This window comes from Streptomyces sp. NPDC048172, assembly GCF_043202595.1.
Lineage (GTDB): Bacteria > Actinomycetota > Actinomycetes > Streptomycetales > Streptomycetaceae > Streptomyces.
In genome coordinates this window covers 1,390,958-1,417,823 of record NZ_JBIDAT010000001.1, presented here as the reverse complement: position 1 = coordinate 1,417,823, position 26,866 = coordinate 1,390,958, and the positions used below count along the sequence as shown (strand labels likewise).

The 26,866-nt window shown below is 69.8% G+C and carries 23 protein-coding genes; 11 read left to right on the top strand and 12 right to left on the bottom strand.

Annotated elements, in window-relative coordinates:
- Positions 1 to 17: 17 nt before the first annotated feature.
- The gene (locus ACGF3A_RS06520) at positions 18 to 638 is read left to right on the top strand and encodes a YdcF family protein (protein ID WP_393727186.1); all 621 of its coding nucleotides are present in this window, start codon (positions 18 to 20) and stop codon (positions 636 to 638) included.
- Between the two features lie 367 nt (positions 639 to 1,005).
- Here ACGF3A_RS06520 and ACGF3A_RS06515 read toward each other — a convergent pair whose 3' ends face one another.
- A complete protein-coding gene (locus tag ACGF3A_RS06515; protein WP_393726366.1) occupies positions 1,006 to 2,235 on the bottom strand; it encodes an IS701 family transposase in 1,230 nt (409 codons plus the stop codon).
- On the opposite strand from ACGF3A_RS06515, the gene ACGF3A_RS06510 reads away from it, so the two are divergent.
- Entirely contained in the window at positions 2,234 to 2,644 is a 411-nt protein-coding gene (locus ACGF3A_RS06510; RefSeq protein WP_393727184.1) for an HD domain-containing protein, read from the top strand. The two genes, ACGF3A_RS06515 and ACGF3A_RS06510, sit on opposite strands and share 2 nt — an antisense overlap.
- Here the strand turns inward: ACGF3A_RS06510 and ACGF3A_RS06505 are convergent.
- Positions 2,602 to 3,075 carry a hypothetical protein gene (locus ACGF3A_RS06505; RefSeq protein WP_393726364.1) on the bottom strand — a complete coding sequence of 158 codons (474 nt, stop codon included), beginning with the start codon at positions 3,073 to 3,075 and terminating at the stop codon, positions 2,602 to 2,604. The two genes, ACGF3A_RS06510 and ACGF3A_RS06505, sit on opposite strands and share 43 nt — an antisense overlap.
- 323 nt (positions 3,076 to 3,398) lie before the next feature.
- On the opposite strand from ACGF3A_RS06505, the gene ACGF3A_RS06500 reads away from it, so the two are divergent.
- Positions 3,399 to 5,024 (top strand): translation initiation factor 2, encoded by a 1,626-nt coding sequence (locus ACGF3A_RS06500; RefSeq protein ID WP_393727182.1) that lies wholly within the window; start codon positions 3,399 to 3,401, stop codon positions 5,022 to 5,024.
- Here ACGF3A_RS06500 and ACGF3A_RS06495 read toward each other — a convergent pair.
- Positions 5,021 to 7,099 carry a tetratricopeptide repeat protein gene (locus ACGF3A_RS06495; protein ID WP_393726362.1) on the bottom strand — a complete coding sequence of 693 codons (2,079 nt, stop codon included), beginning with the start codon at positions 7,097 to 7,099 and terminating at the stop codon, positions 5,021 to 5,023. The two genes, ACGF3A_RS06500 and ACGF3A_RS06495, sit on opposite strands and share 4 nt — an antisense overlap.
- Positions 7,100 to 7,739: 640 nt before the next feature.
- On the opposite strand from ACGF3A_RS06495, the gene ACGF3A_RS06490 reads away from it, so the two are divergent.
- The 3 genes from ACGF3A_RS06490 (at position 7,740) to ACGF3A_RS06480 (ending at position 10,741) form a co-directional block, all read left to right on the top strand.
- The gene (locus ACGF3A_RS06490; protein WP_393726360.1) at positions 7,740 to 8,705 is read left to right on the top strand and encodes a hypothetical protein; all 966 of its coding nucleotides are present in this window, start codon (positions 7,740 to 7,742) and stop codon (positions 8,703 to 8,705) included.
- A 194-nt stretch (positions 8,706 to 8,899) separates the two neighbouring features.
- Positions 8,900 to 9,172 (top strand): helix-turn-helix transcriptional regulator, encoded by a 273-nt coding sequence (locus tag ACGF3A_RS06485; RefSeq protein ID WP_393726358.1) that lies wholly within the window; start codon positions 8,900 to 8,902, stop codon positions 9,170 to 9,172.
- A 129-nt stretch (positions 9,173 to 9,301) separates the two neighbouring features.
- Positions 9,302 to 10,741, top strand: coding sequence for a tyrosine-type recombinase/integrase (locus tag ACGF3A_RS06480; RefSeq protein ID WP_393726357.1), 1,440 nt, complete (start codon positions 9,302 to 9,304; stop codon positions 10,739 to 10,741).
- 70 nt (positions 10,742 to 10,811) lie between these two features.
- Here ACGF3A_RS06480 and ACGF3A_RS06475 read toward each other — a convergent pair whose 3' ends face one another.
- Positions 10,812 to 12,245 (bottom strand): FAD-binding oxidoreductase, encoded by a 1,434-nt coding sequence (locus ACGF3A_RS06475; protein WP_393726356.1) that lies wholly within the window; start codon positions 12,243 to 12,245, stop codon positions 10,812 to 10,814.
- A gap of 91 nt (positions 12,246 to 12,336) precedes the next feature.
- Here ACGF3A_RS06475 and ACGF3A_RS06470 point away from each other — a divergent pair, with 91 nt between their 5' ends.
- From ACGF3A_RS06470 to ACGF3A_RS06460, 3 genes are all read left to right on the top strand, one after another.
- Entirely contained in the window at positions 12,337 to 12,951 is a 615-nt protein-coding gene (locus ACGF3A_RS06470; protein WP_393726355.1) for a TetR/AcrR family transcriptional regulator, read from the top strand.
- A gap of 172 nt (positions 12,952 to 13,123) precedes the next feature.
- Positions 13,124 to 14,290 carry a beta-1,3-glucanase family protein gene (locus ACGF3A_RS06465; RefSeq protein WP_393726353.1) on the top strand — a complete coding sequence of 389 codons (1,167 nt, stop codon included), beginning with the start codon at positions 13,124 to 13,126 and terminating at the stop codon, positions 14,288 to 14,290.
- A 772-nt stretch (positions 14,291 to 15,062) separates the two neighbouring features.
- The gene (locus ACGF3A_RS06460) at positions 15,063 to 16,184 is read left to right on the top strand and encodes a DUF418 domain-containing protein (RefSeq protein WP_393726351.1); all 1,122 of its coding nucleotides are present in this window, start codon (positions 15,063 to 15,065) and stop codon (positions 16,182 to 16,184) included.
- Between the two features lie 29 nt (positions 16,185 to 16,213).
- Here ACGF3A_RS06460 and ACGF3A_RS06455 read toward each other — a convergent pair whose 3' ends face one another.
- The 8 genes from ACGF3A_RS06455 to ACGF3A_RS06420 all read right to left on the bottom strand — a co-directional run bounded on the left by ACGF3A_RS06455 (position 16,214) and on the right by ACGF3A_RS06420 (position 24,589).
- The gene (locus ACGF3A_RS06455; RefSeq protein ID WP_393726350.1) at positions 16,214 to 18,052 is read right to left on the bottom strand and encodes a type IV secretory system conjugative DNA transfer family protein; all 1,839 of its coding nucleotides are present in this window, start codon (positions 18,050 to 18,052) and stop codon (positions 16,214 to 16,216) included.
- Entirely contained in the window at positions 18,049 to 19,503 is a 1,455-nt protein-coding gene (locus ACGF3A_RS06450; RefSeq protein ID WP_393727180.1) for an ATP/GTP-binding protein, read from the bottom strand. The genes ACGF3A_RS06455 and ACGF3A_RS06450 overlap by 4 nt, the downstream gene beginning before the upstream one ends.
- 104 nt (positions 19,504 to 19,607) lie before the next feature.
- Positions 19,608 to 21,104, bottom strand: a complete 1,497-nt coding sequence (locus tag ACGF3A_RS06445) for an SCO6880 family protein (protein ID WP_393726348.1) — start codon at positions 21,102 to 21,104, stop codon at positions 19,608 to 19,610.
- A 104-nt stretch (positions 21,105 to 21,208) separates the two neighbouring features.
- The gene (locus ACGF3A_RS06440; protein WP_393726346.1) at positions 21,209 to 22,504 is read right to left on the bottom strand and encodes a hypothetical protein; all 1,296 of its coding nucleotides are present in this window, start codon (positions 22,502 to 22,504) and stop codon (positions 21,209 to 21,211) included.
- A gap of 15 nt (positions 22,505 to 22,519) precedes the next feature.
- Complete coding sequence (locus ACGF3A_RS06435; RefSeq protein WP_393726345.1) at positions 22,520 to 23,296, bottom strand: hypothetical protein; 777 nt, start codon at positions 23,294 to 23,296, stop codon at positions 22,520 to 22,522.
- A 21-nt stretch (positions 23,297 to 23,317) separates the two neighbouring features.
- On the bottom strand, positions 23,318 to 23,635 hold the full coding sequence (locus ACGF3A_RS06430; RefSeq protein WP_393726343.1) for a hypothetical protein: 318 nt from the start codon (positions 23,633 to 23,635) through the stop codon (positions 23,318 to 23,320).
- A gap of 49 nt (positions 23,636 to 23,684) precedes the next feature.
- A complete protein-coding gene (locus tag ACGF3A_RS06425; RefSeq protein WP_393726341.1) occupies positions 23,685 to 23,984 on the bottom strand; it encodes a hypothetical protein in 300 nt (99 codons plus the stop codon).
- On the bottom strand, positions 23,981 to 24,589 hold the full coding sequence (locus ACGF3A_RS06420) for a hypothetical protein (RefSeq protein WP_393726339.1): 609 nt from the start codon (positions 24,587 to 24,589) through the stop codon (positions 23,981 to 23,983). Before ACGF3A_RS06420 ends, ACGF3A_RS06425 begins: the two co-directional genes overlap by 4 nt.
- Positions 24,590 to 24,783: 194 nt before the next feature.
- On the opposite strand from ACGF3A_RS06420, the gene ACGF3A_RS06415 reads away from it, so the two are divergent.
- Together ACGF3A_RS06415 and ACGF3A_RS06410 are read left to right on the top strand one after the other, a co-directional pair.
- Positions 24,784 to 25,644 carry a transglycosylase SLT domain-containing protein gene (locus ACGF3A_RS06415; RefSeq protein ID WP_393726337.1) on the top strand — a complete coding sequence of 287 codons (861 nt, stop codon included), beginning with the start codon at positions 24,784 to 24,786 and terminating at the stop codon, positions 25,642 to 25,644.
- A gap of 25 nt (positions 25,645 to 25,669) precedes the next feature.
- Entirely contained in the window at positions 25,670 to 26,734 is a 1,065-nt protein-coding gene (locus tag ACGF3A_RS06410) for a hypothetical protein (RefSeq protein ID WP_393726335.1), read from the top strand.
- Positions 26,735 to 26,866: the final 132 nt, after the last annotated feature.

Here is a 26,866-nt window from a genome sequence, read left to right as displayed (position 1 = left end):
AGCAGCGGCAGGCCGCGATGCTGATCTGGGACTTCCACCAGATGCACCACGAGCCACGGCCGGTCGATGCCGCGATCGGACTGGGCAGCCACGACCTCGGCGTCGCCACGCACGCCGCACAGCTCTTCCGCGCCGGCCTCTTCCCCGTGATGGTGTTCTCCGGCGGCAACAGCCCCACCACGGCAGCCCGCTTCCCCCGCGGCGAGGCCGTCCACTACCGCGAGCACGCCTTGGAACTCGGCGTACCGCCCGAGGCCGTCCTCCTGGAGCCGAAGGCCGCGAACACCGGTCAGAACATCACCCTCGCCCGTGACGTCCTGGCCGCCGCCGGAGTGCACCCCACTTCCGTGCTCCTCGTCTCCAAGCCGTACATGGAGCGCCGGTCCTATGCGACCGCACGGAAGATGTGGCCCGAGGTGGAGGTAGCCTGCGCCTCCGAACCGCTGGAGTTCGACGACTACCTCAAGGCCATCGGCGACGAGAAGCTCGTCGGCGACATGCTCGTAGGAGACCTCCAGCGCGTCATCGAGTACCCGAAACTCGGCTTCGCCATCGAGCAAGGCGTCCCCGGAGGGGTGTCCGACGCCTACACATCTCTCGTGAGGGACGGCTTCACCAGCAGGCTCATCGCTTCGTGAGTCGCCACTGATCTGCTCGGAGGAACGGGCCAGATGTCCGAAGATGTACAGAACGCACGCGGCACTGCCAGCTACCTCCCGGAGGCGGGCACTCTCAAGCACATGAAGCGAACTGGCTGATTCGTCATGGGCGTCAAGGACCCCGAGACCATCGCCGAGCACAGTTGGCGTACGGCAATCGTCGGTTCGGTGCTCGCGCGTGGTGGAAGGCGCCTACCCGGCGAAGGCGTGCCTGATGTGCGCCTTCCACGACACCTAGTAGTGCTTCGTTAGGTTCTGGCTCGGGTGATTGGGCGGCCGCAGGTGGTGCAGTGGCCGGTCCAGCACCTCAGCAGGTCTTGGAGGGTGTCGAGGACCTGGTAGAGGGTCAGGCCGGCGTGTGGGCTTTTGGGTCGAGCCTGCGGAGGGTGAGGAAGGCCTGGGCGGCGGTGACGAGGGTGACGTGGTGGTGCCAGCCGCGCCAGGTGCGGCCCTCGAAGTGGTCCAGCCCGAGGCCGTGCTTGAGTTCGCGGTAGTCGTGCTCGACGCGCCAGCGCATCTTGGCCCACCGCACCAGGTCGGCGATCGGGGTGTCGGCGGGCAGGTTGGTCATCCAGTAGCCGGTCGGCTCGTCGGCTTCTTCGGGCCGCTCGACCAGCAGGGTCCGTACGGGCAGCACCCCGTCCCACGAGCTGCGTCCCCCGGCGTGTTCCTGGGCGGCGCGGCAGGCTTCCTTGCCCGCCGGCCGCACCTGCAGGACGGCGAAACGCGAGGTGAGCGTGCCCTTGCTCCCCTGGCGCCAGGTCACCTCCTCAAAGCGGGCTCCGGCCGCGACAAGGGCGGGCAGGGCCTGGGCCGGGCCGCGGTAGCGGGGCAGCGTGGGCGGCCCCAGCCCGCCATAGGCCGGCCGGCGCGGCTCGGCGCCTGCCGGCCGGGCGGTCTCCTTCGGGTCCAGTGCCATGACGTAGGACCAGCCGCGTGCTTCGAGCGCGAGCCGGAAGGAGACGCTGCGTCCGTATCCCGCATCGGCCACCAGCACCGGCACCCGGGGCAGGAAGGCGGCCAGCCGGTCCAGCAGGCCCAGGGCCAGGCCGGTCTTGGGCACGTGCCCCACCTCCTCGGGCACCCCGGCCCGGCGGCACCGGCCGGCATCCTCGGCCCACTCCTGGGGCAGGAACAGCGCCCACTCCAGCGGGCAGGACGCGGTGTCGGTGGCCGCGTGGACACTGACCGCGACCTGGCAGTTGGCCCGCTTGCCCAACGCGCCGCAGTACTGCCGGGCCACCCCCACCGACGCCCGCCCGCACTTGGGGAACGACACATCGTCGATCACCCACACCTCGGGGTCGACCGCCCCGCACAGCCGTCGGGCGATCCGCTGCCGTACCGGGGTCCACTCCCACGGCGACTGGTTCACGAACTGCTGCAGGGCCTGCATGTTCCCGTCCGGCAGCCGAGCGGCCATCGGCTGGACCGACTTGCGCCGCCCGTCCAGCATCAGACCCCGCAGGTAACACTCGCCCCACCGCCGCTGATCCCGCCGCGGCAACGAACCGAACACATCGGCAACGAACCCCGCCAACTCGCCCCGGAGCCGTTCCACCTCCCCAAGCCTCATACCCGACACCATCCCCCGACCAGGCAAGATCGGAACACCTAACGAAGCACTACTAGGAGACCCGCATCGGAGACACCCCTGGGTATGTCGTCGACACCTGAAGGCGATCCCGAACCAGGAAGTCACCGCCAACCAAGTCGCCGACGCACACCCCAAGATCGCTGCGGGCATCCAGGCCATCATCGACGAGTACGAGACTGGCGACAGTCTCGAAGTCCTCGTCGCGAAAGACGCCGCCAAGCTGGAGTGCGTGATCCAAGCGGTCGAGTACATCGAGCAGGGCTACAGCAACGCCGTGGAGTGGCGAGACAGCACCCGCGCGAAGCTCAGCGCCCCCTCCACGCAGGCCAGGAATCACGCCCACTCTCAGCGAACTCCAGACGGCCCGGGACGGTTCAACGCCTCCTGAGCCGCCGAGATAAAAGCGAGCTTCGCCTGCCCAAGCTCATCTGGCGTCCCGTGCCGCCTCAAACCGTCAAGCAGATGTTGAGCCGCAGCAGCGACCTCGGCGGGCCCTTCCAGAACGACTGATCCAAGAGCTGTCTGCAAACGCACCGCATCGTCGGGCTGTCCCCGCCCCGTCCGCTCGGCCAGGATTCTGGCCTCCGCGACGCCGAGGAATTCCGCGTAGACCTGGCGACGGAGGGTGACTGACCGCTGACGGGCTTCAGCCTCGATCGTGAGTCGGACCGAGTCGAGCAGCGCTTCGGCTTGACGCTCCCCCGCGTGACGAGCGGCATCTGCCTGCTTGACTCCTGCGCTGCGACCGAACCAACCTGTCACGAGGCCACCAGCCACCGCTGCTCCAGCAGTAATCAACGCGACTCCCCATTCACCCATGCCACCATCCTCCTGGGCGTCCGGGGTTCCCTGCACGCCCCTTGCCGCAGGTGGGGCCTCAGTCACAGCTCAGCAGCCTGAAAGTCGAACGGTAGGATCGGATCATGTCGCCGGACGACGCCGAGAAACCCACTCCGACCTGCGGAATCGAACCTCCTCCCGCGCCCCGCGTTGCTAGAATGAAGAGTTCGGGCGACGGGCGACGGGCGACGGGCGACGGGCGACGGGCGACGGGCGACGGGCGACGGGCGACGGGCGACGGGCGACGGGCGACGGGCGACGGGCAGAAGACCGTACTTCTCGCGGCCCGGTCCGCAGTTGCCCTGCATCGCTTGCTCGATGTGTTCCCCGCACTGTCCGGAGATAGCCGGATTGCGCGTTTCTTCGCATTGGTTCCGGGGTCCGAGTTCGGCGCTGACGCGCTGACCCTCATCGACACGGTGGGCGGTCGACTCATTCCGTGGCACGAAGCGTGCGAACGCTCCTACGACTTGGTCGTCTCCGCCAGTCCCAAGGGCGATCTGCATCTCCTGCGCGGAAAGCGTGTCCTTCTGCCCCACGGCGCGGGGTTCAACAAGGCCCTCCCCTGGGAGGGTTCGTCGGATTCGGCGTCCGGCCTCGACCCCCTGTTTCTGGAGCAGACGGATGACGCGGCACCGATAGCGCTGCACGCGGTGTCCCATCCCGACCAGATCTCCCGGCTCGCCAGCGTGGCACCGCGGGCCGCGCAGAAAGCGAAGGTGACCGGCGATCCCACCCTTGACCGTGTGCTCGCCGCCAACTCGTCCCGTGACCGCTACCGCGGCGCGATGCGCACCGGGCCCCGGAAACTCCTCGCGCTCACCTCGACATGGGGACCGGACTCCCTCTTGTGGCGACGCCCCGAGCTGCCCGCGCAGCTTGTCGCCCAGCTCCCGTACGACGACTATCAGGTGGCGCTCATCGTCCATCCCAACGAGTGGAGCAGACTCGGCGAGTACGAGTTGCACGAGTGGCTGGCGCCCGCCCTGGAAGGAGGCATGCTCCTTCCCGATCCCCGGGACGAGTGGGCATCCGTGCTGGTCGCCGCCGACGCCCTGATCACCGACCACGGATCGACCGCCCTGTACTACGCGGCAGTTCAGGACCGGCCTCTCGTCGGTGCCGGAGGTGGAACCTCGGAGCTGATCCGGGACAGTCCGATGGAGGTGCTCCTGAGCCGGATACCTCAGCTGGGAGACGCGGGGTCAGTGGTGAGCGCCCTCGCCGCGTACCGCCCGGGGGCAGCAACCGCGGCGGCCCGTGCGGCGTTCGCGCATCAGGGCGATGCCCTGGGCAGGATACGAACCGAGCTGTACGCCCTGCTCGGGCTCGATCCTCCGCACTTCACCTGCACTGTGCGCGAACTGCCGTCCCCCCGCCCCGCCTCACGGGTCCCCACCGCGTTCGACGTGCACATCGAGAGCGCTCCGGACGGGATACGCGTCGCTCGGCACCCTGCAGGCACCGGACCGCCCGGTCATCATCTCGCCGTCGAAGAGGGTGCTGCCACCGAGAGATTCGCCCGCTCCGCCGATCTGCTGTACCGACGCCCGCTCCCCCAGCCCTGCGCTACGGCAGGTCTGGCGTGGTCGTCGGACGGGTGGACCCGGTGGGCCCTCTCCGAGCACCCGGCCTGCCGTTCGGCCGCAGCCGTCCTGCCCTCGGGGGTGTGCCTGCTGAGAGTGCGCGGCCGGGAAGCGCCGTACGCCGTCGAGGCAGAACCCCGGAGCGTGAACGGCCGAATCGCCCGTATCGACCCGGCCGCCGCATTGTCGGCCGTCCATGCCTGGCTCGTCTCGCGCCGCGCGGGGCCGGGGCCAGGACCAGGGCCGGACGCTCCGTCGCGGCTGACGTGCGTCATCGGCGACGGAGCCTTCCCCGTCCAGCTCCGCCCGGCCACCTCGGAGGAAGCCACTCAGGCCGTCTAGACCAGGCCGTTGCGCTGTCGGATGGCGTGCGCCGCAGCGCGGTGCTCCGCAGCCTCCTCGGCCCGCCCTTCCTCCTCGGTCACCGTGGCCAGCTCATCGTGGGCGCGTATCTGGTCGATGCTGGAGCGCCGTCGGCGGGCACCCCGCAGATACTGCTCGTAGAGCTGCTTGGCCTCCGGTGAACGGCCGAGGCGGCGCAGGACACCGGCGAGAGCGAAGCCGGTGCGCCCCGTCATCCGCCCCCGCCCCTGCTCCCTGGCGCTCGCATGCGCATCCTCCAACAGGTGACGCGCCTCCTCCAGCTCGCCGAGCTTCGCCCGGGCCTCGCCCATCCGGTAGGTCTGGAGCATGATTCCGTACGCGGCTCCGGCCTGGTCACGTGTCCGGTGGATGTCGCGGGACCGGGCGAAGTCACTGACCGCTGTGTCCCACTCGCCACGTGCGCCGTTGAGCATGCCTCGGAACTCGATCGCCGACGCGGTGAGTTTCCGGTCCTGGTCGCTGTCGCCCAGCAGCCGCAGCGCCGACATGGCGGCGTCCATCTCGCTTCCCGCCTCGTCCAGCTTGCCCGACTCCCACAGCGGCCGGGCGAGCTGACAGCGGGTGCGCACCAGCCACGCCGCGTTCGCACCGTGCCGGACCGCGGAGTCCACCGCGAGTCGGAAGACCTCCACGACGTCGAGCTGACCAGGGTGGTCCAAGGCAAACGTCCAGACAGGCTCGGACAGGGCCACCACTTCGGCGTCCAACCCGCGCGCGTGCGCCAGCCGTGCGCACGCGAACAGCGCATGACGCTCCTCGTACAGCCAGCGGGACGCCCGTGCGGAGCGCTCGGCCCGACCCTCATCGGACTCTGCCTCGGCCGGATCCGGAAGCGGCGCATCCGGCGCGCCGGAAACCGGGTCGTACACGTCCGCGACCATCAGGCGACGGCCCGCAGCGAACCTGTCAGCCCGCTGTGCCTGCCGAGCGAACCAGCGCACCACCCGGCCCGTCGCCGCCGCCACTTCTCCTGCCCCGGCGTCACGACGGGACTGGCGGAGGGCATGCGCACGCAACGGTCCCGGCAACCTCATTCGCCTCAGCGCCTCGTCCCCGGACTGCGACGCTGGCTGCAGATCCAATAATCCGGCCTGGACCAGTTCTTCCAGGGACTCCTGACATGCCTCCTCTCCCAGCCCCAGCAACGCAGTGGCGGAGGCCACTGTGAAAGTCGCTCCCGGGTGATGAGGCAGCAGACGGTAGAGCAGAGCCCCTGACCGGGACAGCTCGCCGCACACCGTGTCCCAGACACGTTCGACGCCGGGGATCCCCTTCTCTTCCATGTCCCCCCGCAGTTGCCGGATCAGGCTGGACATCGGCCGCAGGGGATGCGCCCGCACCCACTGACCGGCGACGTGCAGCGCGGTCGGCAGTCCGTCGCAGATCCTTACGAGCTCTCGTACGGCGTCCGGGTCGGTGGCCAACCGGGAGTCCTGGACGATGAGCCCCAGCAGCTCCGTCGCCGCCTCCTCCTCAAGGGGCGGCAGAGGCAGATCGACGGCGGCTCCGGCCTCCAGGTCGTACAGCGGACCGTGACTCGCGACGATCACCACGCTGTCGCCCGACGCGGGCAGCAACGGAACGAGCTCCGAGGCGTACCGGACGTTGTCCACGATGAGGATGAGACTGATCCCGAACGTCTTGTTCCGCCACTGCCCGCAGCGCGCCGCGAACTGCTCCTCGATCAGGGAGGGTTCCACGCCGAGGGACCGCAGGAGGCGGTCGAGCACCTCCCCGGGATCCACGGCACCGTCCACCCGGAAGTCGTCGAGATCGACCGACAGCACACCGTCCGGAAACCGATCAAGCTGCTTCCGGGCGAGCACCCCGGCCAGTTCCGTCTTCCCCAGACCCGCTGGCCCCCGCAGCGCCAGGATCAGCGGTCGGGCGCGGCCCCGCCAGCCCTCCAGTGCGCGGAACGCGCGCTCCTGTTCGTCGTGACGGTTGACGAAGTGCACTGGTCCTGGCGGAAGCTCGACGGTCATGCGTCCCTCCTCGGTCTCCTCGTCATTACCCTCGTCCGAGAGATCCACGCGATCTGGTGCAAGCGGGGAAACCCCTACCCCGGAGAGAGCAATGCTCTCATCCGCGTGATCATGGACTGCGGACGCAACTCGTGCATGGACCCGTCTCGCGTTGCGGCGCGAGACCGTTGCCACACCCGCGATGAGGCATACCCAGACCCCACTCCGTGCCGCTCCCTGCGACGACCGAGCGACCCCGGCATACCTTCCCGCGCACCCCAGGCGAGGGAGGCAGAGAGTGGCCTGGAACGTGAGAGGGGAGCTTCGCTGCGCCCCAGCCCACGAGTCGGCCGCCGACGAGCTATCCGGCGACAGCCGACCGCCCGAGAAGCGTGCCGCAGGCTTCAATCCTCCTACCCTTACGGGTATATGCACCGCCTTCGCATGAGGAATGGGCCCACGTGCCCCACGGGCGGCCCGCCGACGGGCCGCCCGTGGTCATGGCCTCGGCCCGCCGCCGAACCTGGCCCTACCCGCGAAGGAGGACGCCTCGGCCGTCGATGCCGATTGTCAGAGGGCGGCTCTACTGTTTCCGCCCATGACGTTGCTCCCCCGAAATTCAGGTATAGCCAGTCCTTGGAGAGTCCGAACTCGACGTCTCGCCTTGGTGCGCGTAGTCCGCTTCCACCGATGGCGGAGAAGGGTCAACGTGAAGGCCAGCGCGGACGATTTACAGGAACTCGACAACGCCACAGAACGGCTGAAGCTGGGTGCGGAGTTGACGCAGACGCACGTGGCTCTGCATGCCATGCGCAGCACGCTGGAGACGTTCCCGTACCTGGCTGGATTCGTGGCCGTAGTGGCTATGACGATCACTGCGGAGTGGTACGAGCCACTGGTCCGCGCCTTGCAAGAACCCATCGAGAATTCCCGTCCAGTCCCACCGGTCCGTGTAGCCGCAAAGGTGTTGATCGGCGGTCAGGAGGCCGATGGGAGCACGACAGCGGGCGCCTTGGTGTTGTTCGCGTGGCTCCTCCCCACGATATGGCTCGCATGGTTTCGCGCTGCTCGTGGTGCCTTACGCCGGTACCGCCTCACTTGGTGGTGCTACAGGGCCTTGAAGGATTGCGCCAACGTCTTCGACGGCGAGCCGGCTGAGTACGAAAGAACCCTACGGCGGCTGGATCGTTCATGTCGCGCGGTGGAAGGGCATGTCCTGGCTGCACATCGGACCCGGGGAACAATCCCGCTGAAGTCCACCCGACGAAGCCCCGCCCGCGATCACGCGGCTCTTGTCGCAGGGGCACTACGACAGAGCCTAGCCAAGGTGGACGAGTCGCCGCACACCGGTCTCAAAGAACTGGCGAACTTGCTTGCGGTGGTGGGTGAGAGACACGCGAAAGGACGGCTGTCCAAGCTGCTCGACCCAGACGCCCTGGCTGATGCGCAACCCGTCTCACGCGCACGGCTACGCGCAGGGGGAACTCTCCGGATCGGCCTGGCTATCGCATCCGCGATCTGCATGGCGGTACTGGTAAGCCGACTCTTGCCTGGTCACGGCATTCCCGACTATCTGCACCCATGGGTGACGGCCGGTACCGCGATATTGGCCGCCTTGCCGTTCGTCGGCTGGGATCGCGTAGTTCAGATCATCGAATCGCTGACCGGTCGATAGCTCCCGGAAGGTAAGGCGCCAGCACCATCGCCCGCCTCCTCCACAAGATGACCGATACCCCCTCATGTGCCCGCCCCGCAGCCTTCGCCTGACCAGAGGAGCCAACGCTCCCCCTATCATCGATATCCGGCACCGCCAAACCGTTGCGCCTTCAGCACAGTGGCCCCACTTCCGACTGAAGTGGGGTCTACTACATGACGGACGTGACGACCGCGCACCCGAAAGCAGCCTTCCTTACCCTCCCAATGGCCGCAGAGTACCTGGGCATATCCCCCAACACCCTCTACGTGTGGCGACACCGCCGCCAAGGCCCGCCGAGCTTCCGGATGGGCGGACGGGTGATGTACCGCATCTCGGCCTTGGACGATTGGGTCGCGGCGCAGGAAATGGCGGATTCGCGGTCGAATCCCGCTTTGAGCCCCCTGGCCAAGAGGCCGCAGCGGCGCGTGCGCTCGCCCAAGGCGTAGCCGCTCCCGTAGCGCTCGCAAGTTTTCAAATCCATCTTCGAACGCGGGATAAGAACCAGCTCCGGGTCAGGTTCACACCGACCGACCGGCGGACCTTCCGCGTGTGCCTACCGGGGAGCAGCAAGACCATTGCCTGGCTACATAGAAGACCGATGGCTCAAGAAGCGGCCGAACAAGGAGACCGGCAAGCGCGAGCGCACCTCCCAATACGGGAAAGGGCTGCGCTACCGGGTCAAAGGCATCCCTGGGATCCAGGACCGCTCGTTCGCGACGGCCGAGGACGCGAAGCAGTGGCTGGCGTCCGCGCAGACGGACACCAAGCGAGGCGAGTTCATCGACCCGCGCGACGGTGCGATCCTCCTCGCTGACTACATCGAAGATCACTGGTGGCCCAGCCGTTCCGACGAGCCGTCCACGGCCGCCCCGATGCGCAGCAGGATCTGGAATCACATCATTCCGTTCCTCGGCCCTCTCCCCCTGTGCGACGTCGACGCCTCGGCACTCCGCACCTTCAAGGGGCAGCTCCTCTCTCGGGTCGAAGCCTCCACAGCCGAGGTGATCTGGATTCACCTCACGACCATCTTCAACGCAGCCGTCGACGACAAGCGCATCCTCAAGAGCCCGTGCAAGCAGTTCAAGACGGTGAAGGCTCCGAGGCGTACCCGGAAGAAGGCCAAAGCGTGGCGCCGCGCGACGGTCGACGCCGTACGAGCTGGCCTCCAGGAGCGGTACCACCTGGCAGTCGACGTCGGGCTCGGATCCGGGCTCCGTCAAGGCGAAGCCTTCGGGCTCGCCGAAGAGGACTTCGACTTCGAGGCTGGCGTCGTGCACATCCGGCGGCAACTGCGCTGGGACGCGAAGGCCCGGCCCTACTTCTGCCTGCCGAAGGGGCAGAAGACGAGGACGGCCCCGCTCTCCCCGAACCTTGCTCTGCGCGCGCGGGACCACTTCCGGCGGTTCCCCTCCGTCGAGTGCACCCTCCCGTGGCGCAACCCCGAGGCTCCCGAGACGCCTTCGGAAGCCCGCCAGCGGAGGCCCGTGGCCGTGAACCTCGTCCTCACGACCTCACACGGCAACCCGATCAAGTACAACACCTGGAACGAACGCTCGTGGAAGCCCGCGCTCGCGTCCGCCGGTCTGATCAAGGTCGTCGGCGAGAAGGTGAAGCAGCACGGCAAGCGGGTCCGCAAGCACCCCGTCTACGAGGTATCTCGCGAGGACATGTTCCACGTCCTGCGCCACACCTTCGCCAGCGTGCAGCTCGAAGCGGGCGAGTCCGTCGTCAGCCTCGCAGAGTGGCTCGGCCACTCCTCGCCCAAGATCACGCTCGACCACTACGCTCACTTCATGCCGGAGGCGGGCAGGCGTGGGCTCGCGGCCATGGACTCCTGGCTCGCCCCGAGCAGCGCAGGGCAGAAAGTCCCTGAGAAGTCCCTGACCACACTGCCGATCACTATGCTGGACCTGAAACCGCAGGTCACGAAGCTCCTCCGGGAGGCGGCTGACGTGAAGGTCAAGTACAAGGAGACGGCACGGGGCGGGCTCGCGGTGAACGTCATCGAGTGCTGAGGCGGGAAGCCCCTACAGAAGTTCCTCAGAAGCCCTCAGAAGTCCCTCGGAAGTCCCTGCGGCAGCGCGGTCAGCGGGCGGCGCGGGGTGGTCCCGGCAGCGGGATGGCGTGGAAGACGGCGTCGGGGTCGAAGCGGCGCTTGGCGGCGAGCAGGCGAGCGCCGTTGGCGCCGTAGGCGTGCGCGGCCTGGTCGGCCGCTTCGGGCGGGAGCAGGTTCGCGTAACCGCCCGGCAGCGCGTGGGGTTCCAGCGCCCGCGACACCTCGTGGGCCCAGGAGCGGTGCCTGGCGGGCGCGGGGTCGTCCGGTTCCCAGATGGCGATGATCTCGGCCATGAGGTGCGGGGCGCGCTGGCCGAACGCCGTGTCGGCAGCGGGGACCCGGGTGGCGGCGCCGTGCAGGCTGTGCAGGCTGAGCGCCGACAGCGGCGAGGTCAGGGTGCCGCCGCCGGTGACGAGTGCGGCGCGGATCTCGGGGGTCAGTCCGGGGAGGGTACGGGTGGTGATCTCGACGTGTCGTCCGGCGGGGAACATGGCGTCCGTCCCGGCCAGTGACTCGGCGAGCGTGGTGGGGCCGAGCTGTGCCAGCAGCGGGTCCCCGAGGCGGGTGAGCGGTGCCATGGCGCGTTCGCCCGCCTCCGCTTCACCGCACCAGGTCGGCGCGACGAAGACCACCGGCGACCCGTCCGGTCCGGCGACGAATCCGCTCTGCACGGTCAGTTCGTCCGGGGCACCCGCCCCCGGCACGTGGTCGGCGAGCCCGGCCAGCACCGAATCGGCCTGTGTGGCGGGGTACATGACCATGCCGGACAGCAGGGCCGGGATCTCGTGCAGCCGCAGGCGCATGCCGGTGACCGCGCCGAAATTGCCGCCGCCGCCGCGCACCGCCCAGAACAGCTCGGGCTCGTGCTCGGCGTCGGCGGTGACCGAGGAGCCGTCGGCCAGCACGACATCGACGGACAGCACGCTGTCCACCGCGAGCCCGAGACGGCCAGAGAGCGGCCCGTAGCCACCGCCGAGCGCCAGTCCCGCCATCCCGACGGTACCGACGGTGCCGGTCGCCGCGACCAGGCCGTACGCCTGCGCGGCGCCGACGACGTCGTCGGCGGTCGCACCACCGGCGACGCGCGCTGTCCGCGACCGCGGGTCCACCTCCACCTGGCGCATGCCGGACAGGTCCAGGGTCAGGCCGCCGTCGGCCAGCGCGCTCCCGGCCCAGCCGTGCCCGCCGCCGCGCACCGACAGCGGCACGCCGGCCTCGCGCGCGGCGCGTATCCCCGCCTGCACGTCGGCCGGGCCGAGACAGTGCACGATCACGCGCGGCCGTGCCGTGACCGCCCCGTTCCAGAGGGCACGGGCGGATGCGTAACCGGGACCGGCGGTCCGCACCCGGTCGGCGGGAATCACGCGCCGCAGGGCCGCGGTCAGCGCGGTGGTCGGGTCAGCGGGCGATGCGGTCATGGGCACCTCGATACGGATCTCGGCCGCCGGGAGGGGCGACGACATGGCGGGCAGAGCAGTCGTACGTTCATCAGAGTCTAGCTCTGACGAGTTGATAGCAACTCTATCGATCGTTGGACGGCTACGATGAGGGGCTGTGACCGAACCCCCCAAGACCCGTCGGGCCGAATACGCCGAAGCGACGCAGAGCGCGATCGTCGCCGCGGCCCGTGAGCTCTACGCACGTCAGGGCTACTTCGCGACCACGGTCGAGGAGATCGCCAAGCAGGCACGGGTGGCACCCGCGACCGTGTACGCCGTCGGCGGCGGCAAGCAGGGGCTGCTGCGCACGCTGGCGGACCTGTGGAGCCAGGCGCCCGTCGTCGCCGAGACGATGGAGCGGCAGTCCCGGATGACGGACCCGGAGGAGATCCTGCGGTACACGGCCGGGGTGGTCCGGTCGATGCGGCAGGACTACGGCGACATCATGCGCGTCGTGCTGGCCACCGCCCCCCACAACCCCGCGGCGAGCGAGGCACTGCGCCTCGGGACGGACCGCTACCGGGACGCGGTCGCCACCGTCGCGGCCCATCTGCACGAGGCGGGCGGCCTGCACCCGGACATGACCGTCCAGCAGGCCACCGACATTCTGTGGTTCTTCTTCGGCTACGCCGGCTTCACCACTCTCGTCGAGGACAACGGGTGGACCTTCGAGCGGGCCGAGCACTGGCTCGTCCAACAAGCCCTCACCGCTCTCCGCACGGCTCCCTGAGCCCCCCTGACGGCGCCCCGCACGGGACTGAGAGGTAACGGGACCGAGCCGCGCGCCGCCTCCCCGCTCGTCGTCCTGGACCACCGCCTCTCGGAGTGAACCGTTGCCGGCTTGCGGGCGTAGTGCCGCTCGAAGAGCGGACTTGGCACGCCCAGCAAGGAGGACCTGGCACATGATCTCGCGAAGGAAACTTCTCGGTGGAACCACGGCCGCGGCAGCGGCCACCGGGCTCGCGCTGGCCGGGGGACGCACGATGGGCGGCTTCAACGCCTCCAGCGTCGCGTCCGCCGCACTGCCGCTGAGAATCGTGAACAACACGGGCGAGTTCGACGACACCTCCGTCTTCCTCTACGTCCTCGGCGAGAAGGACGGCCAACGGGTGTGGCTCACGCCCGAGGGCGAGGCGCGGCCCGTCGGGCTCGGCGACAACCGCCAGGACGGCTTCACCGACTACGCCATACCGCTGTCCGACGCGCGCGGCCTTCATCTGCCGCACATGGACGGCGGCCGGATCTACACGGCGCTCGGCGACAAGCTGAAGTTCAAGGCCGTCACGGACGGCACCGGCAAGGCGGCGCTCGCCTACCCGGCGGGCTGGGTCGAGTCGGACCCGAACTACCCGGTGCTGCACGACTGGGCCGAGTTCACGTTCCAGGACACGGGCATGTACTGCAACACCACCGCGGTGGACATGTTCAGCGTGCCGCTCTCGCTCGCCCTCAAGGGCCAGAAGAGGCAGACCGCGGGCAAACTCAGGCCCGGGGGCCGCAGCAGGGCCTTCAAGGCCCTGGCGCGCGGCGCGTTCGCCGACCTGATCGTCGACGACCGCCGCATCATCGCGCCGGGCCACGGGATCGACGCCGGCAAGTTCCCGGGTGACTACCTCGACGCGTACATCGATGAGGTGTGGAACACCTACTCCACGAAGGACCTGACCGTCACCACCGACCAGGGGGAGTTCAAGGGGCGGGTGAGCGGCAGCGCACTCGTCTTCACCGGCCCCGGCACGGTCACGATCGAGAAGCCGACCACCCGTGACGTGCTGTTCTGCGACGGCGCTCTGGCCGCACCGAACGACCAGCTCGGCGGCCCGGTCGCGGCCGTCATCGGCGCCGCGCTCAACCGCACGACGCTGGCGGCCGTGGACCGCCAGCCCGCCACCGACCCTGGCCGGTTCCACCAGGGCCGCTCGGCCCACGAGTACCTCAAGGTCATGCACCAGATCAACGAGGACGGCAAGGCGTACGGCTTCGCCTTCGACGACGTGGCGGGCTTCGCCTCCTACGTCCAGGACAGCGCTCCGACGGAGATGACGCTCACGCTCGACCCGATGCGGTAGGGCCACGCCGTGAACCGTGACGGAGCCGCTCGGCGCTCGACACTCATCGATCGCCGACGGCTTCGGCACCGGCACCGGCACCGGCGACACGGAGTCGTGCCAGAACCAGACCGGGCCCGGCCCCCGGCAGCCGACAGTCGAAGGAAGCGCATGAGCGGAGAAGCAGGATACGGACCGGCGGAGCTCGGACAGTTTCCGGAGGTGGCCCGCGCTTGGGCCGCGGTTCAGCAGGCCTGGGCAGGCGTGGAGGGTATGTATGACCTGTTGCAGCGGGATTGCGAAGGCCCTCGCCCGAGGATCCGCGATTGGCGGTCGATGCGGGCGGAGTTGACGGAGGAGCTGCACGCGGTGAGCAAGGCAGAGCAGCGCTTCACGACCGCGTGGCATCAAGAGTGGGACAAGCCACCGGGCCACGGATATGCCCAACAGCAGGCATTGATGCAATACGAGCAGCTGCCGCAGCGTGAGCGGGACCGGCGGGAACAGCGCCTGGAGCAGCGCATGGAGCAGACGATGAGGTCGCGGATTCAGGCCGCGGCCGCAGCAGCGCATTCGCCACAGGGCCACTCGCACCAGACCTCTGCCCAGCCACCCGTCGAGGGCTCGTCACGCTCGCATCGGCAGGGGCCGAGCCGGAGGGCAAGAGGTGGGGGCTGATGTGCCGGATCGGGATCAGGGGGTCGCGAGGCCGCGGGGCCACCGGCCACGTACCTCTTCCGGCCGCGCCACGGCGCAGCCCCGGCAGGGGCACGCCCGGATACGGGAGGTCGACGTGCTGCGCGGGGTCGCCGTGCTGGGGATCCTGCTGGGGAACTCCCCGAGCATGGCCGGGCTCCATCTGGAGTCCGGGGGAGGTGCGGCCGGGTCCGGAGTGGACGTGGCGGCCGAGTGGCTCGTCGCGGTGCTGGCCAGCAACAAGTTCTACGTCCTCTTCTCCTTCCTGTTCGGGTACAGCTTCACGCTGCAGCGGTCTTCCGCCGAGCGCGCCGAGGCCTCCTTCGCCGCCCGGCATCTGCGCAGGCTGAGCTGCCTGTTCCTGCTGGGGCTCGCCCACGGCGTCCTGCTCTTCTCCGGCGACATCCTCATGTCGTACGCCGTGCTGAGCCTCCCCCTGTTCGCGGTCCGGAACATCGCCCCGCGCACGGCGGTCCGTGTCGCGGCGGGCCTCGTCGCCTTCACCACCGCCTGCCTGCTGGTCTGGGGCCTGCTCGTCCTCACCATGACGGAGCCCGCCGCCGCGCAGAGCGGCACGACGGCCGCGGTACGCGAGTGGCTGGAGGCCCGCCGGGGGGACGCCGGATCGGTCGTCGACACCAATCTGCGGTCGCTGCGCGCGGCGCTCCCCTGGAATTTCCTCTACGGGGCCGAGATCTTCGCGGCCTTCCTGGCCGGAGTCGCCGCGGGCCGGCTCGGGCTGCTCAACGGTACGGGGCTGCCGCGCGCCCGGCTGGTGCGGATCCTTCTTGTCGGTCTGCCCCTCGGAGTGGCGGGCGGCGTATTCACGGCGATCTGCCGGATGGGGCCGCTGGACTCGCGGTGGAGCGACATCGGTTCGGCCGTGACCGTCCTGACCGCCCCCGCGCTGATGGCGGCGTACGCCTGTGGCGTGCTGCTCCTGCTGCGCACGGTGCCAGGACGCCGGTGCGCCGGCGTCCTGGCCACGGCCGGTCGGCTGTCCCTGACGCACTACCTCACGCAGTCCCTGGTGACGGCCTGGGTCTTCACCGGATACGGGCTTGCCCGCTACGGCTGCCACGGTGCCGCGGCCGTGACGGCGGGGTGCTTCGCGCTGTACGCCGCACAACTCGCCCTGGGGCGATGGCTGCTGGGGCGCTTCCGGTACGGTCCGGCCGAGTGGCTGCTCCGTGCGGCTACGCTGGCCCGCCGCCCCTGACCGTCATCCAGGGGGTTGGGGGTTGGGGGTTACGGCTTGTCCATGGGCACCGCGTCCCGGACCCATCGGCTCACTCCCCCGGCTCCCCCGGCTCCCCCTGCGTCCTCGACCGGGAGGCCTGCCCAGGAGCGGGCGGCCCGGGCGGTGATCGCCTCCGTCTCGGCCTTCGCGGCCGCGGAGATCCGGCCCGCGTCGGGCTCCTTGTACCAGGGGCGCAGCCGGATCAGCGCCGGGCGTACGCCGGTCGCCAGCAGCAGTGCCGTTCCCTTGGGCAGAGCCCTGATGCTGTCCGCGGGCAGCACCGGGTCCAGCCGGTAGGAGTACGAACGGGACGTGCCGTCCTTGCTCTTGGAGATCGAGGGGGTGCGCACGTCGCGGTTGCCGACGAGCTTGGAGACCTTCTCCACGAAGTCGGCGTCGTCCAGCCCCGCGCCGAGCAGCTTGATCGTGGCCGCGCTCCACATGGCGTCCATGCCCGCGTCGCCCCATACGCGCTGCCCCTGGCGGTAGCTCTGCAGCAGGGTGACGACGTTGATGCCCCGCGAGCCGAAGTGGCTGTAGAGGTCGGGCAGGTCGGAGATGCGGCAGACGTTGGCGGCCTCGTCGAGGACCGCGGTCATCGGCGGATCGAGCCGGCCGCCCATCCGCTCGGCCGCGATCACGCCCGCGCGCATCGTCGCGTCGGCGAGCCCCGCGATCACGCCCGCGGCCGAGCCGCCGCCGTCCTTCGACAGCAGGTAGAGCGTGTCCTTGCCCAGCACGTGCTCGTGCGGCTTGAACTCCGGGCGCACGGGATCGGGCGACACCCACTTCACGATCTCCGGGTCGAGCAGACAGGCCACGCACTGCCGGGCGGTCTCGAAGATGCCGTCGCGGGTCTCGACCGCGCCGCGGATCGTGCCCTGCAACTGCTCGGCCATGGCGTGCATGTCGACGTCCCGCAGCAGGTCGATCGGGGTCCGGTCGGCGGGGTCGGCGAGCCAGCCCAGCATGTCGGTCACGGAGGCCCCGCCGCGCGCCGCGGCGAGGAAGAGCGCGGTGAGGGTGTTCTGGCCCGCGGAGATCCAGAAGTCCTTCTTCGACTGGTCGTCGTTGACGGAGGCGACGAAGTGCCCGGCCAGGCGGCGGGCGCCCTCGATCGTGTGGCAGTCGGAGAGGATGTTCCACCACATGCCGCGCGGGGTGTGGGCGATGCCCTGGGGGTCGAACGTCCAGACCGTCCCGGCGTTCTCGCGTTCGGCACGGGTGACGGAGTAGACGTCGGACTTGTTCGACGTCAGCAGCACCGGGCCCTGGGCACGCAGCACCCGCGGGACGGCGATGCCGGTCGACTTCCCGGCGCGCGGGGCCATCAGGTCCAGCTCGACGTCCTCGTAGGAGGACCGCAGTTCGGGCCCCCTCGGGTCGAGGTCGCCGAGCAGATTGCCCGTCTCGTCGGGGTGGAGGTGCTCGCGGCCCTTGAGAGTGGGGCGCAGGTCGCGGGCGCGTTCGGCGATGCCCGCTGGGCACATCGCCGCCAGTTCCTTCGTCCCGGCGAGGCCCTTCGTGCGGGAGGAGTACCGCATGACGCTGCGTACGAGCCGCCAGCCCCCGTAGGCGGCCGAGCCGAAGACCAGGACGATCCCGGCGACGACGGCGAACGGCGGGGCGCCCGGCCAGAGGTCCCCCGGTCCGTCGCTGAGCAGGGTGCCGAACGTCGTCATGGCGAACGGCGGGGGATGCCAGCCCGATCCGGTCAGCACCGCGCCCAGCGTCCCGCCGGCCCACACCCCTCCGAACAGCACCAGCCCCACTGCCGCCGCCAGGGGGATCGCCCAGGCGGCCAGGTCATTGCCGTATCCCTGGCCGCCGCCCCGCGGGCCGCTCATACGGCCCGCCTCCCGGGCGTCCGGTCGCGCGCGGACAGGTCGAGGACGTGTCCTGCCTGTGCCCCGTCCGCCGGTTCGTTGGGTATCCAGCGCTTGTTGGTGTCGTGGAGCTGCCGCTCGGTGTCGGTGATGGCGACCTGGATCGGGATGCCGGGGCGGCCTCCGACCTTGATCAGGAATCGGCCCCGGCCGGGCGGTTCGTCACGCTCGCCCTGCGCGGCCCAGCCGGGGGGCGAGGACCAGGAGGAGACCAGTTCGATCTCCCTGCGGGTCAGGCCGACGACCTGGCCCAGCTCTTCCATCTCCTGGCGCGGCAGCCCCGCGCACACCACCATGCCCGCGCGTTCCACGAAGCCGCGCGCCTTGAAGCGGTCGGCCTCGCTGCCCAGCGCCTCGGCGTCCTTGAGCGTATGCGTGATCTTCGCGTCGCCCAGGCCGAGCGTACGGTTGAGCCTCGTCAGCGCGTCGATGCGGTCGACGATGCCCGAGGCAGCGCGCAGCGGCCGCCACAGCTCGTCGAGGACGGTGAAGAACCAGCGCCGGGGCTGGAGTCCGGCGTCCGCGAGCGCGTGCGAGGCGGCCACGGTGCCCAGGCCGTCGGACCAGGCGGCGAGCATGGCCGCCGCGGTGAGCTGGGTGTCCGCCTCGCCGATCCGGGAGATGTCCACGCACACCGACGACGCGTTCAGGTCGATACGGGTGACGGTGTTCGAGGCGAAGGTGTCGCCCAACGGGCCGTCCAGTACGCCCAGGAGCGAGCGGTGCAGCGGGTCCACGGCGTCCTGGTAGCGACGTTCGTCGCCGCGGTCCAGGGTCACGGCGCGCACCCGGTCGGGGCCTTCGGCGAGGACCCGCACCAGGTCGGGCAGCACCGGCTGGTAGCCCTCGGGCGTGCGTTCGCGCAGGTGGTGCAGGGCGGCGGACAGCACCGACTGCTCGTGGTCGTCCATGGCCCGGTCCCGCACGATGGTGACGAGCGCGGCGACCATGTTGAGGACGCGCCCGTGGGTCTCGGCGGCCAGCGCCTGGCCCGCCGCGCCGCCGATGCGCCGCGCCGCGGCGCCCATGGCCCCGGGGTCGAGGACGTTGATGCCGCCCACCCCGCGCCCGATGGAGAGGACCTGGCCGCCCAGGGCCCGTACGGTGTCGGCGTAGTCGGGCTTGAGGTCGCCGAGCACCAGCGGCACCACACCGGTCGCGGCCAGCCCGATGAGCATCCGGTTGACCAGGGTGGACTTGCCCAGGCCCGGCATGCCGAGCATGAACAGCGAGGGGTTCGAGATGTAGTGCGCGCGGGTGAACCACGACAGCGGGTCGCCGCACACGGTGGCGCCGGTGTAGAGGTGCCTGCCCAGCGGGACGCCGCTCATCGGCGCCCCGGAGCCCGCGGCGAACGGCCACAGCCCGCACGCCTGCACGGTGGTGGCACGCCACATCGACGGCGGGTCCATGTTGGCGACCTGACCACCGCCCGGGCCGGGCCAGCCGAGCGAGGAGGTGGGCCGGCCCGTGGACCGGGTGGGCTGCTTCTTCGGCTTGCCTGCTTCCCTCTTCGTCACAGTGCTTCCTTCAGCTCACGCGGTACCAGCGTGTACTCCCACGGCAGGATCCCGGTCGGCAGCGTGCAGCTGAACGCCGCCGCCTGCATCCGGTCGGCCGGACGCATGTGCAGCCGGGCTCCGGCCAGCAGATTGCGCACCGTGGTGTTCGCGTCGTCGAGTTCGGCGTCGGAGTCGACCGTCACGGTGGCCATCAGCGAGAACTCCACGAGCCCCGCGCCGGTGGCCTCCTCGGCGGCGGTCTGCTCGGTGGCCTGCACCTCGTTGGCGGCCCGGGCCTGCACCAGGCCGCGCTTGGAGGTGGCCATGAACTGCGCCGCCCGCCGGTCGGACTCGACGATGCGTGCCGAGGTCGCCGGGTCTATGGGGCGGTACAGCAGTGCGACGCGCTTGCGCCGGGTGCCGGGCGCGGGCTCCAGCAGGCCCCGCAGCACGTTGGCCCGGACCGTGCCGCGCGGTGCCTGCGTGAGCATCCAGGTGCGGGACACGCCGGAGTCGTGCTGGTAGGCCTTGGGGGTCTCCACGGTGGCGGAGGGTCCGGCATCCTCCCACTCCAGCCCGGTACCGCCGAGCTGCACACGGGCGTCGAGCACGTCGGAGGCGACCTCCGGATCGTAGGCCACCCGGACGACCTCGGCGATACGCTCGGCCGACAGCGGGGCGGCGGGGCCGCCGCCGGCGCCCACGAGTCCGTCCAGCAGGCCGGGGATCCGGGTGGCCAGGTCGTCGACGATGTCCTCGTCGGTGCGTTTCTGGCCGCCGGGTATCGCGTAGGTCAGCGCGATGTAGGTGTGCATCTCCGAGGAAGCGCTCGGATACCTCTGCACCACCTCTTCCATCACGGCCCGTGCCGCCGGGGGCGCGTCCTGAGTGATGCGCGGCAGCACCTCGTTGGCGAGCCGGCTCCCCGTGTCCGGGGCCGTCTCGATGATCACGCTGGCCCCGCGCAGTCCCGGCTCGGAGGACAGCCGGGCCAGCCACTGGCCCCAGGTCGCCACCCAGGTGTCCACCTGGTCGGGGTCCACCAGGGAGCCGCCGTCGGGTTCACAGCCGAGCACGACGGTGTAGAGGTTCCGCTTGGGATGGTGCAGCACACCGAACGGCTGGTCGTAGGGGTCCCGGCCTTCCATGACCGTGACCCGGCTCAGCAGCCCAGGGGGGCGGTACTTGCCCCCCGACCGACGGCCGAGGGGCCCGGAGACATAGGTGGTCGACCCGTTGCCCTTGCGGCGGAACCAGCTGATCCGCAGCGCGAGGAGCTGGTAGACGTTGCGCCCGTCCATCGTGCGCGCGGCCAGCGGCAGGAGGAACACGGCCTGCAGCGCGACCAGCACCAGGGCGGCGGGCAGGGAAGCCAGCGACACGAGAAGGTCGAAGATGAGGCCGCCGAACACCGCGACGGTGCCGACGAGGCCGAGCGGCCCCAGCCCCGGGCGCCGGGGCCTGCGCCAGTTCCCGTACGTGGGATGGACGGAGAGGGATTCGGTGGACATGGGGTACCTGGGTCTCCTCCGTTGGACGGATCACGAGGCCGCGCGCGCGGCGCGGCCCGCGGGCAGGGTGCGCGAAGAGCGGTCGCACACCGAGGTGGCGGAGGTCATCTGTTCCCGCCCTGGCTGTTGTTGTCGTTGTTCATGTGGTTCGGATTGGCGCCGTCCACGCCGCTCTGGGCGACCTTGAGGGCTCCCTTGGCCGTTCCCTTCGCGGTCTTGGCGGCCACCTGCGCCGCTGTGAGCGCGACACCCATGGCGGGATGTGCCCTGGCGGCGGCGAGCTTGGAGGAGCCGCCCGAGGACGAACCGCCGCCCGGGACCGGGGCACCGCCGCCGTCCGTGGAGCCCGGCCGGCCTGGTCCGCCCCGCTTGCCCTGGGCTCCGCCGTCACCCTTGTCTCCCTTGTCCCCCGAAGAGCCCGACGAGCCGGAGGAGCCCGAGGAATTCGAAGAGCCGGACGGTCCTTGGCTATTGTTTGAGCCTTGTCCGCCACTGCTTGCGGCGTTGAGGACCGATCCACCCAGTGCCTTCGCGCCGGAGGCGACACCGCCGATGGCACCCGTGGTGGCCGAGCCCACCGCGTCGGAGCTGCCAAGGGCCTCTGTCGCCGGGACGATGATCCGCATGAGCGCCGGCAGGGCGATGGCCGAAATCAGCAGCGTGGCCATTCCCGCGATATGCGTATCGATCTTTCCGGCGTCCCCTCCCGCTGGGTTGCCGTCCTTCGTGATGATGATCATCTGCGCGCCCGACCACAGCACGAGCCCGACCGTGGGCCTGTACAGCAGCCAGGCGACCAGCCAGCCGATGTGTTTTCGCCACCACGTGATGCCCCAGTCCGTCATGGACGCGGAGGCCGCCAGCGGGAGCGTCCCCATCAGAAGGATCATCACGCCGAGCCGGACCCACATCAGCACCGCATAGATGATCGCGGAGATGAGCAGGAACACCCCGATGACCAACAGCAGCATGTCCGAACCGATTCCGCTGCAATCCATGTGTCTGCGAAGGGTGTAAAGCGCCCGCCGAAGCAGATGCACGGTGTAGCGGTCCATGAGGACGACGAACAGGCCGATCACGGTGTTCGCCGCGGTGCTGACCAGGATGAGGCGCAGCACGCCCTTCAGCATGGTCGTGCCCGATTCAGCGCGGCGGTCCAGGGCCATCTTGGCCGCCGCGAAGAGGATCGAGCCGACGGAAAGATAGACGACGATCCACCGGACCTCCCCTGAGATCAGGGTGGACACGTCATCGTTCTTCGACCCGATGCGCGATGCGGCGGTCAAGACTGCGAAGGCGGCATTGATGAGGAGCTGGGCCAGCATCTTCACCATCATGCCGATGGGGTCGGTGAACAGTCTTCCGATGTCCGGGACCGCCAAACACGGACCTGCTGCCATTACATTTCCTCGCCTTCAGCCATCATGCGGAGCTCCCCAAATGACGAACCCGTCCGGCTTTCCCTGCTTCGCCGGGGAGTAGAGGGACCCGTCCCCCTGCAGGACGACCTTCCAGTCGCCGTCACGCCAGTGCACGGATGTCGACGTCGCCAGATAGCCGCCGGCGGGATTGGTGAGCAGCAGCCGTACGGTCGCGGCACGGTCCGAGTAGGAGTCCAGGGCGAAACCCACGAACCGCCCGCTCTCTGTGGAGTCAGTTGTGCCCGCGCCAGCTCTGCTGTTGATGAACAAGTCACGTTTCTCGCCGGGCACGACCTGCTGCTCCGCAGCCGTACGCCAGTGCCGGCCGCTCAGTTGGACGGGTATGGAGTGAGCGGCCAGCACGGCCCCGATAGGTGTGCGAGCGAAGCACCACCACATGTCGGCGTCATCGGTGCGCAGCGGTCCGGCCGTCCGCGAGAGGGGCACCATGTACTCGCCACGCTTCCGCCAGCGCACGTCCTTCGGTGCCGTGGCCGGCTGTGCCTTGTCCCGATCGTCGGTACGGCAGTTCTCCGGCCTGCCGTCCGGGCCACCCCGGACGTGCAGCGGGTCGCCGGGCGACAGAGGACCCCTGACTCCGGAGAGAATCTCCCGGCTGCTGTCCGAGGCACCCTTGACATCGGTACCGACCAAGAGGGTCACCGGCAACATGGCCAGGAAGAATCCCAGGAAGAGCGCTGAGCCGATCCAACTGCGTTGTTTGTAGAACGGCCCTGCGGGCGGGTCCTTGCTGCGCCTCATGCCGAACATGTCAGCGACCTCTCCCCCGGACTATCCGTTGAGATTGAAGAACCAGGTGACAACGGGGCCCGCGGTGGCGACGAGAATGCAGCCCCCCATCACCATCCCCAGGCGGGGGAGATCGTCGGATCCCTGTCCTTGTTTCATGGAAACCGCCATCTTCGCGCCGACGAAGATGACACCGGCCACACCGGCGGCGGTACCCAGCCAACTGGCCAGCGACAGAATCGTGTCGACCGCCTTGCTCAGTTCTCCGGGCGCCGACCGGCCCGGTTTCGGCGGCTGATTCTGCTGGGGCTCCGCTCCCGCCTGGACCCTGAGATAGAGCGAGTTCAGTACATGCTTCATGGAGTTCTCCGTGTTCTTGCTGGCCAGTCGGATGAAAGAGAAGCAACCATCAGAGATATGGGCTGATCACGAATTCGACGAGCGGCCCCGCGGTGGCGCAGAGAACGCAGGAGGTCGCGACGATGACCACGCCCCGGAAGTGGGTCGCCCCTTCGCCCATTTCACCGTTGCGCACCTGCAGGGCCATGTTGATGCCGATGACGATCAGGCCGGCCACGGCCGCCGCCGTCACGCACCAGGCGATGATGCTGAGGATCTCGTTCGCCTCGGTGGGATCGAAGGTCTTGCAAGGCCCGATGTCTTCTTTCGATGACGGGGGCGGGCAGTCGTCCTCGGGGAGCCAAGTCATCGCCCCACCGCCCCTCCTGGCGGCGCCGAGGCAAGGTCCGCGAGTGCGCGTACCGCCCTCGGCAACGACTCGGCCTCTTCGCCGAGGCGCCACGCGGGGATCCACGGCACGCGGTGGACCTCGGCCGCCGACCGCAGGACGCGCACGCGTTTCCCGAGTGGCCCGGGCAGCCGTCCCGGAGCGTCGGCGACCAGCACGACGGCGAGGAGGTGCACCCCCGCGGGGTGGTTCCCCGTCCGCAGCTCGTTCAGTGCCTGCGAGGCCGCCCGGACGCCCCCGGCATGAGTGCGGGCGACGAGCAGGACGCCGCCCGGCTCGCCCTGGGCCGGTTCGGGCCACCGGCGGCCCAGGTCGGCGCCGCCCAGCACCCGGGAGAGCGTGCTGGCCCCGCCGCCGCCGTGCGCGTTGACCCACGCGACCCGCTCTCCCCGGTGCGGCGAGCGTGTGGCGCCCGCCGACGGAGAGGCGGGAGCGGGTCGCGTGGGTCGCGTGGGTCGCGGAGCGGGCGGCCGGGACGCGGTCGGCGCCGGGGCGGCGGCCTGCTCGGCGGACGGCCCGCGGACCCACATCTGCGGACCGGCGGACGCCGCCGGTGGGACAGCCATACTTCCCCCCTTCTCACAGTTCCGACTACGGCGACGGCCCCGGAACCCGCATTGAACTGAGCGGCCGCCGTGTCCGTTACGGCGTACGGGCCCGCGGTGATCCGTCGGGCAGCCACTACGGGAAAACGGGTGACCTGGTTCAGAACACGTCAGGCCCCACGTCGAGCAGGCGAACGTAAGGGGTGTGACCAGGCATGTCCGAGGACAACGAGGAAGGGAAGAACACCACGGTCGCGGTCGCCGGTACGGCGGGGGGACTGACTCTCGTGGGGTGTCTCCTCCCGCTCTTCGCGGTGATCCTGGTGTTCGGAGGGATCATGATCGTCCTCTCCAACACCATCCTTCTGCCGCTGAAGATCGTGTGCGAGCTGGGCCTCTGCAGTACCCCCGACATGGACAAGTTCTTCAACAAGGACGACGGTGACAAGCTCGCCGAGGCGTTCAACGGGGACGGAAAGGGCGACTTGAACAAGAAGGCCGTGCCCCCGGACTACGTCGACGCCATCAAGAACGCCGGAAAAGAGTGCCCCCAGATCGGGCCGATCGTCATTGCCGCACAGATCCACCAGGCGTCCGGCTTCAAGGAGAAGCAGGTCGGCCCCGACGGGGCCGAGGGGATTTCCCAGCTGCCCCCGGACAAGTTCGAGGAGTTCGGCGAGGACGACGACGACAACGGCGAGACCTCGGCCCTGGACGCCGAGGACTCGATCATGGCACAGGCCAGATACATGTGCTCACTGGCGGAGGACGTCGACGAAATCGCCGAGAACAAGCGGGACAAGGAAGGCAAGAAAGTAGAGGTGGACGACCCGGAACGCCTGGACATGACTCTGTCCGCTTATCGCCTGGGCATCGAAGCGGTCGAAAAGGCGAACGGCGTGCCGAAGGACGAGGACGCGAAGACGTATGTGGCCTCGGTCCGCACCTGGTTCTCGCTGTACGCGGGGGTCATCAAGGTCCCCGATGACAAGCCGTATCCCACGCCCACCCCCGTGGAAACCAGCCCCGCTCCCACGAACACCGGCCCCTCCCCCAAGCCCGACGACGGGCAGTGACCGGGAGAGGCGAAGGAGGGCTCAGATGTTCAAGAAGAAGTCCGGACAACGCGGGAAAGCGCAAGAACCCCAGGGCGCGGCGCCGCCCCCGGCCGTCTGGGACGTGGTCATCGGCCGCGACGGCCGGGTGGCGGTCGGCGGCGAGGACTTCCCCGTGCCGGACGGCGAGCCGGTGCACGTCGCCGTCCTCGACGCGATGCAGCACGTGGCGCGGGCCCAGGGCGAACCGGTCGGGGTGGTGATCATCGACGAACAGGAGGAGTACGCCACACACATCGAGGTCGGCCCCGACGGTTCGAGCAGGCTGGTGGAGGACCCGGACGGAGGCTTCACCGAGGTCCTGCCCCCGGTCGAGCCCGAGGCTGAGGTCGAGGTCGAGCCCGAACCCTGGCCCGAACTCGATGCCGAACCCGAGCGCGAGCCCGAGGCCGAACCCGACCCCGAGCCCGAACCCGAGCCCGAACCCGAGCCCGAACCCGAGGCCGACACCGAAGCGGTCACCGAGGTCCTGCCCGTGTACGGGGCCGACAGACCCCCCACCACCACGCCCGGCGCCGACACCGGCGCCGACACCGCAGGACAGACCACTCCGGGCTCGTCCCCGCCGGTGCCCGACGAACTGGCCGCGCTCGTCACGGGCATTCACCGCGCCCTCGACACCGGGGCGCCGGAACGGGCGACGGCGCTCGCCTTCCGGCTGCGGGAGCACGCCAGGCGGCGCTTCGGTGCCGAGCACCCCTTCGCGCTCGAAGCGCTCGAACTGGAGGCGTTCGCGACATACCGGTGCGGCAACTTCCCCGGCGCGGCCGCCCTGTGCCTCGAACTCGCCCAGTTGCGCCACGCCCAGGGGGACCCCCGCGCGCACGAGGATCTGACGCGGGCCGCCGCCGCCTGGTCGCTGATCCAGGACGTGCCCGCGTCCGTCAAGCACGGCCGCGCCCTGCTCGCCGTATGGTCCCGGCAGGGCAGCGGCGGTGCGGTGGACACCGACCTGGTGAACCGGATCATCCGTCGTATACACGCCTTCAACACCGGCGGCGCCGACCCGGAGACCGGCGGCCGGGAGAAGGAAATCGCACGTCAGCGGTGAGCGGCTGGCGCGGAACAGGTACCTCCGGTTCCCTCTCCTCGCCTCGTCTCCGGACGGCTTCCCTCCGGTCCGTCAATCCCACGCACCATTCGTCAATCCCACATCAATGGCATGTGGAGCCCCTCTCGTGAC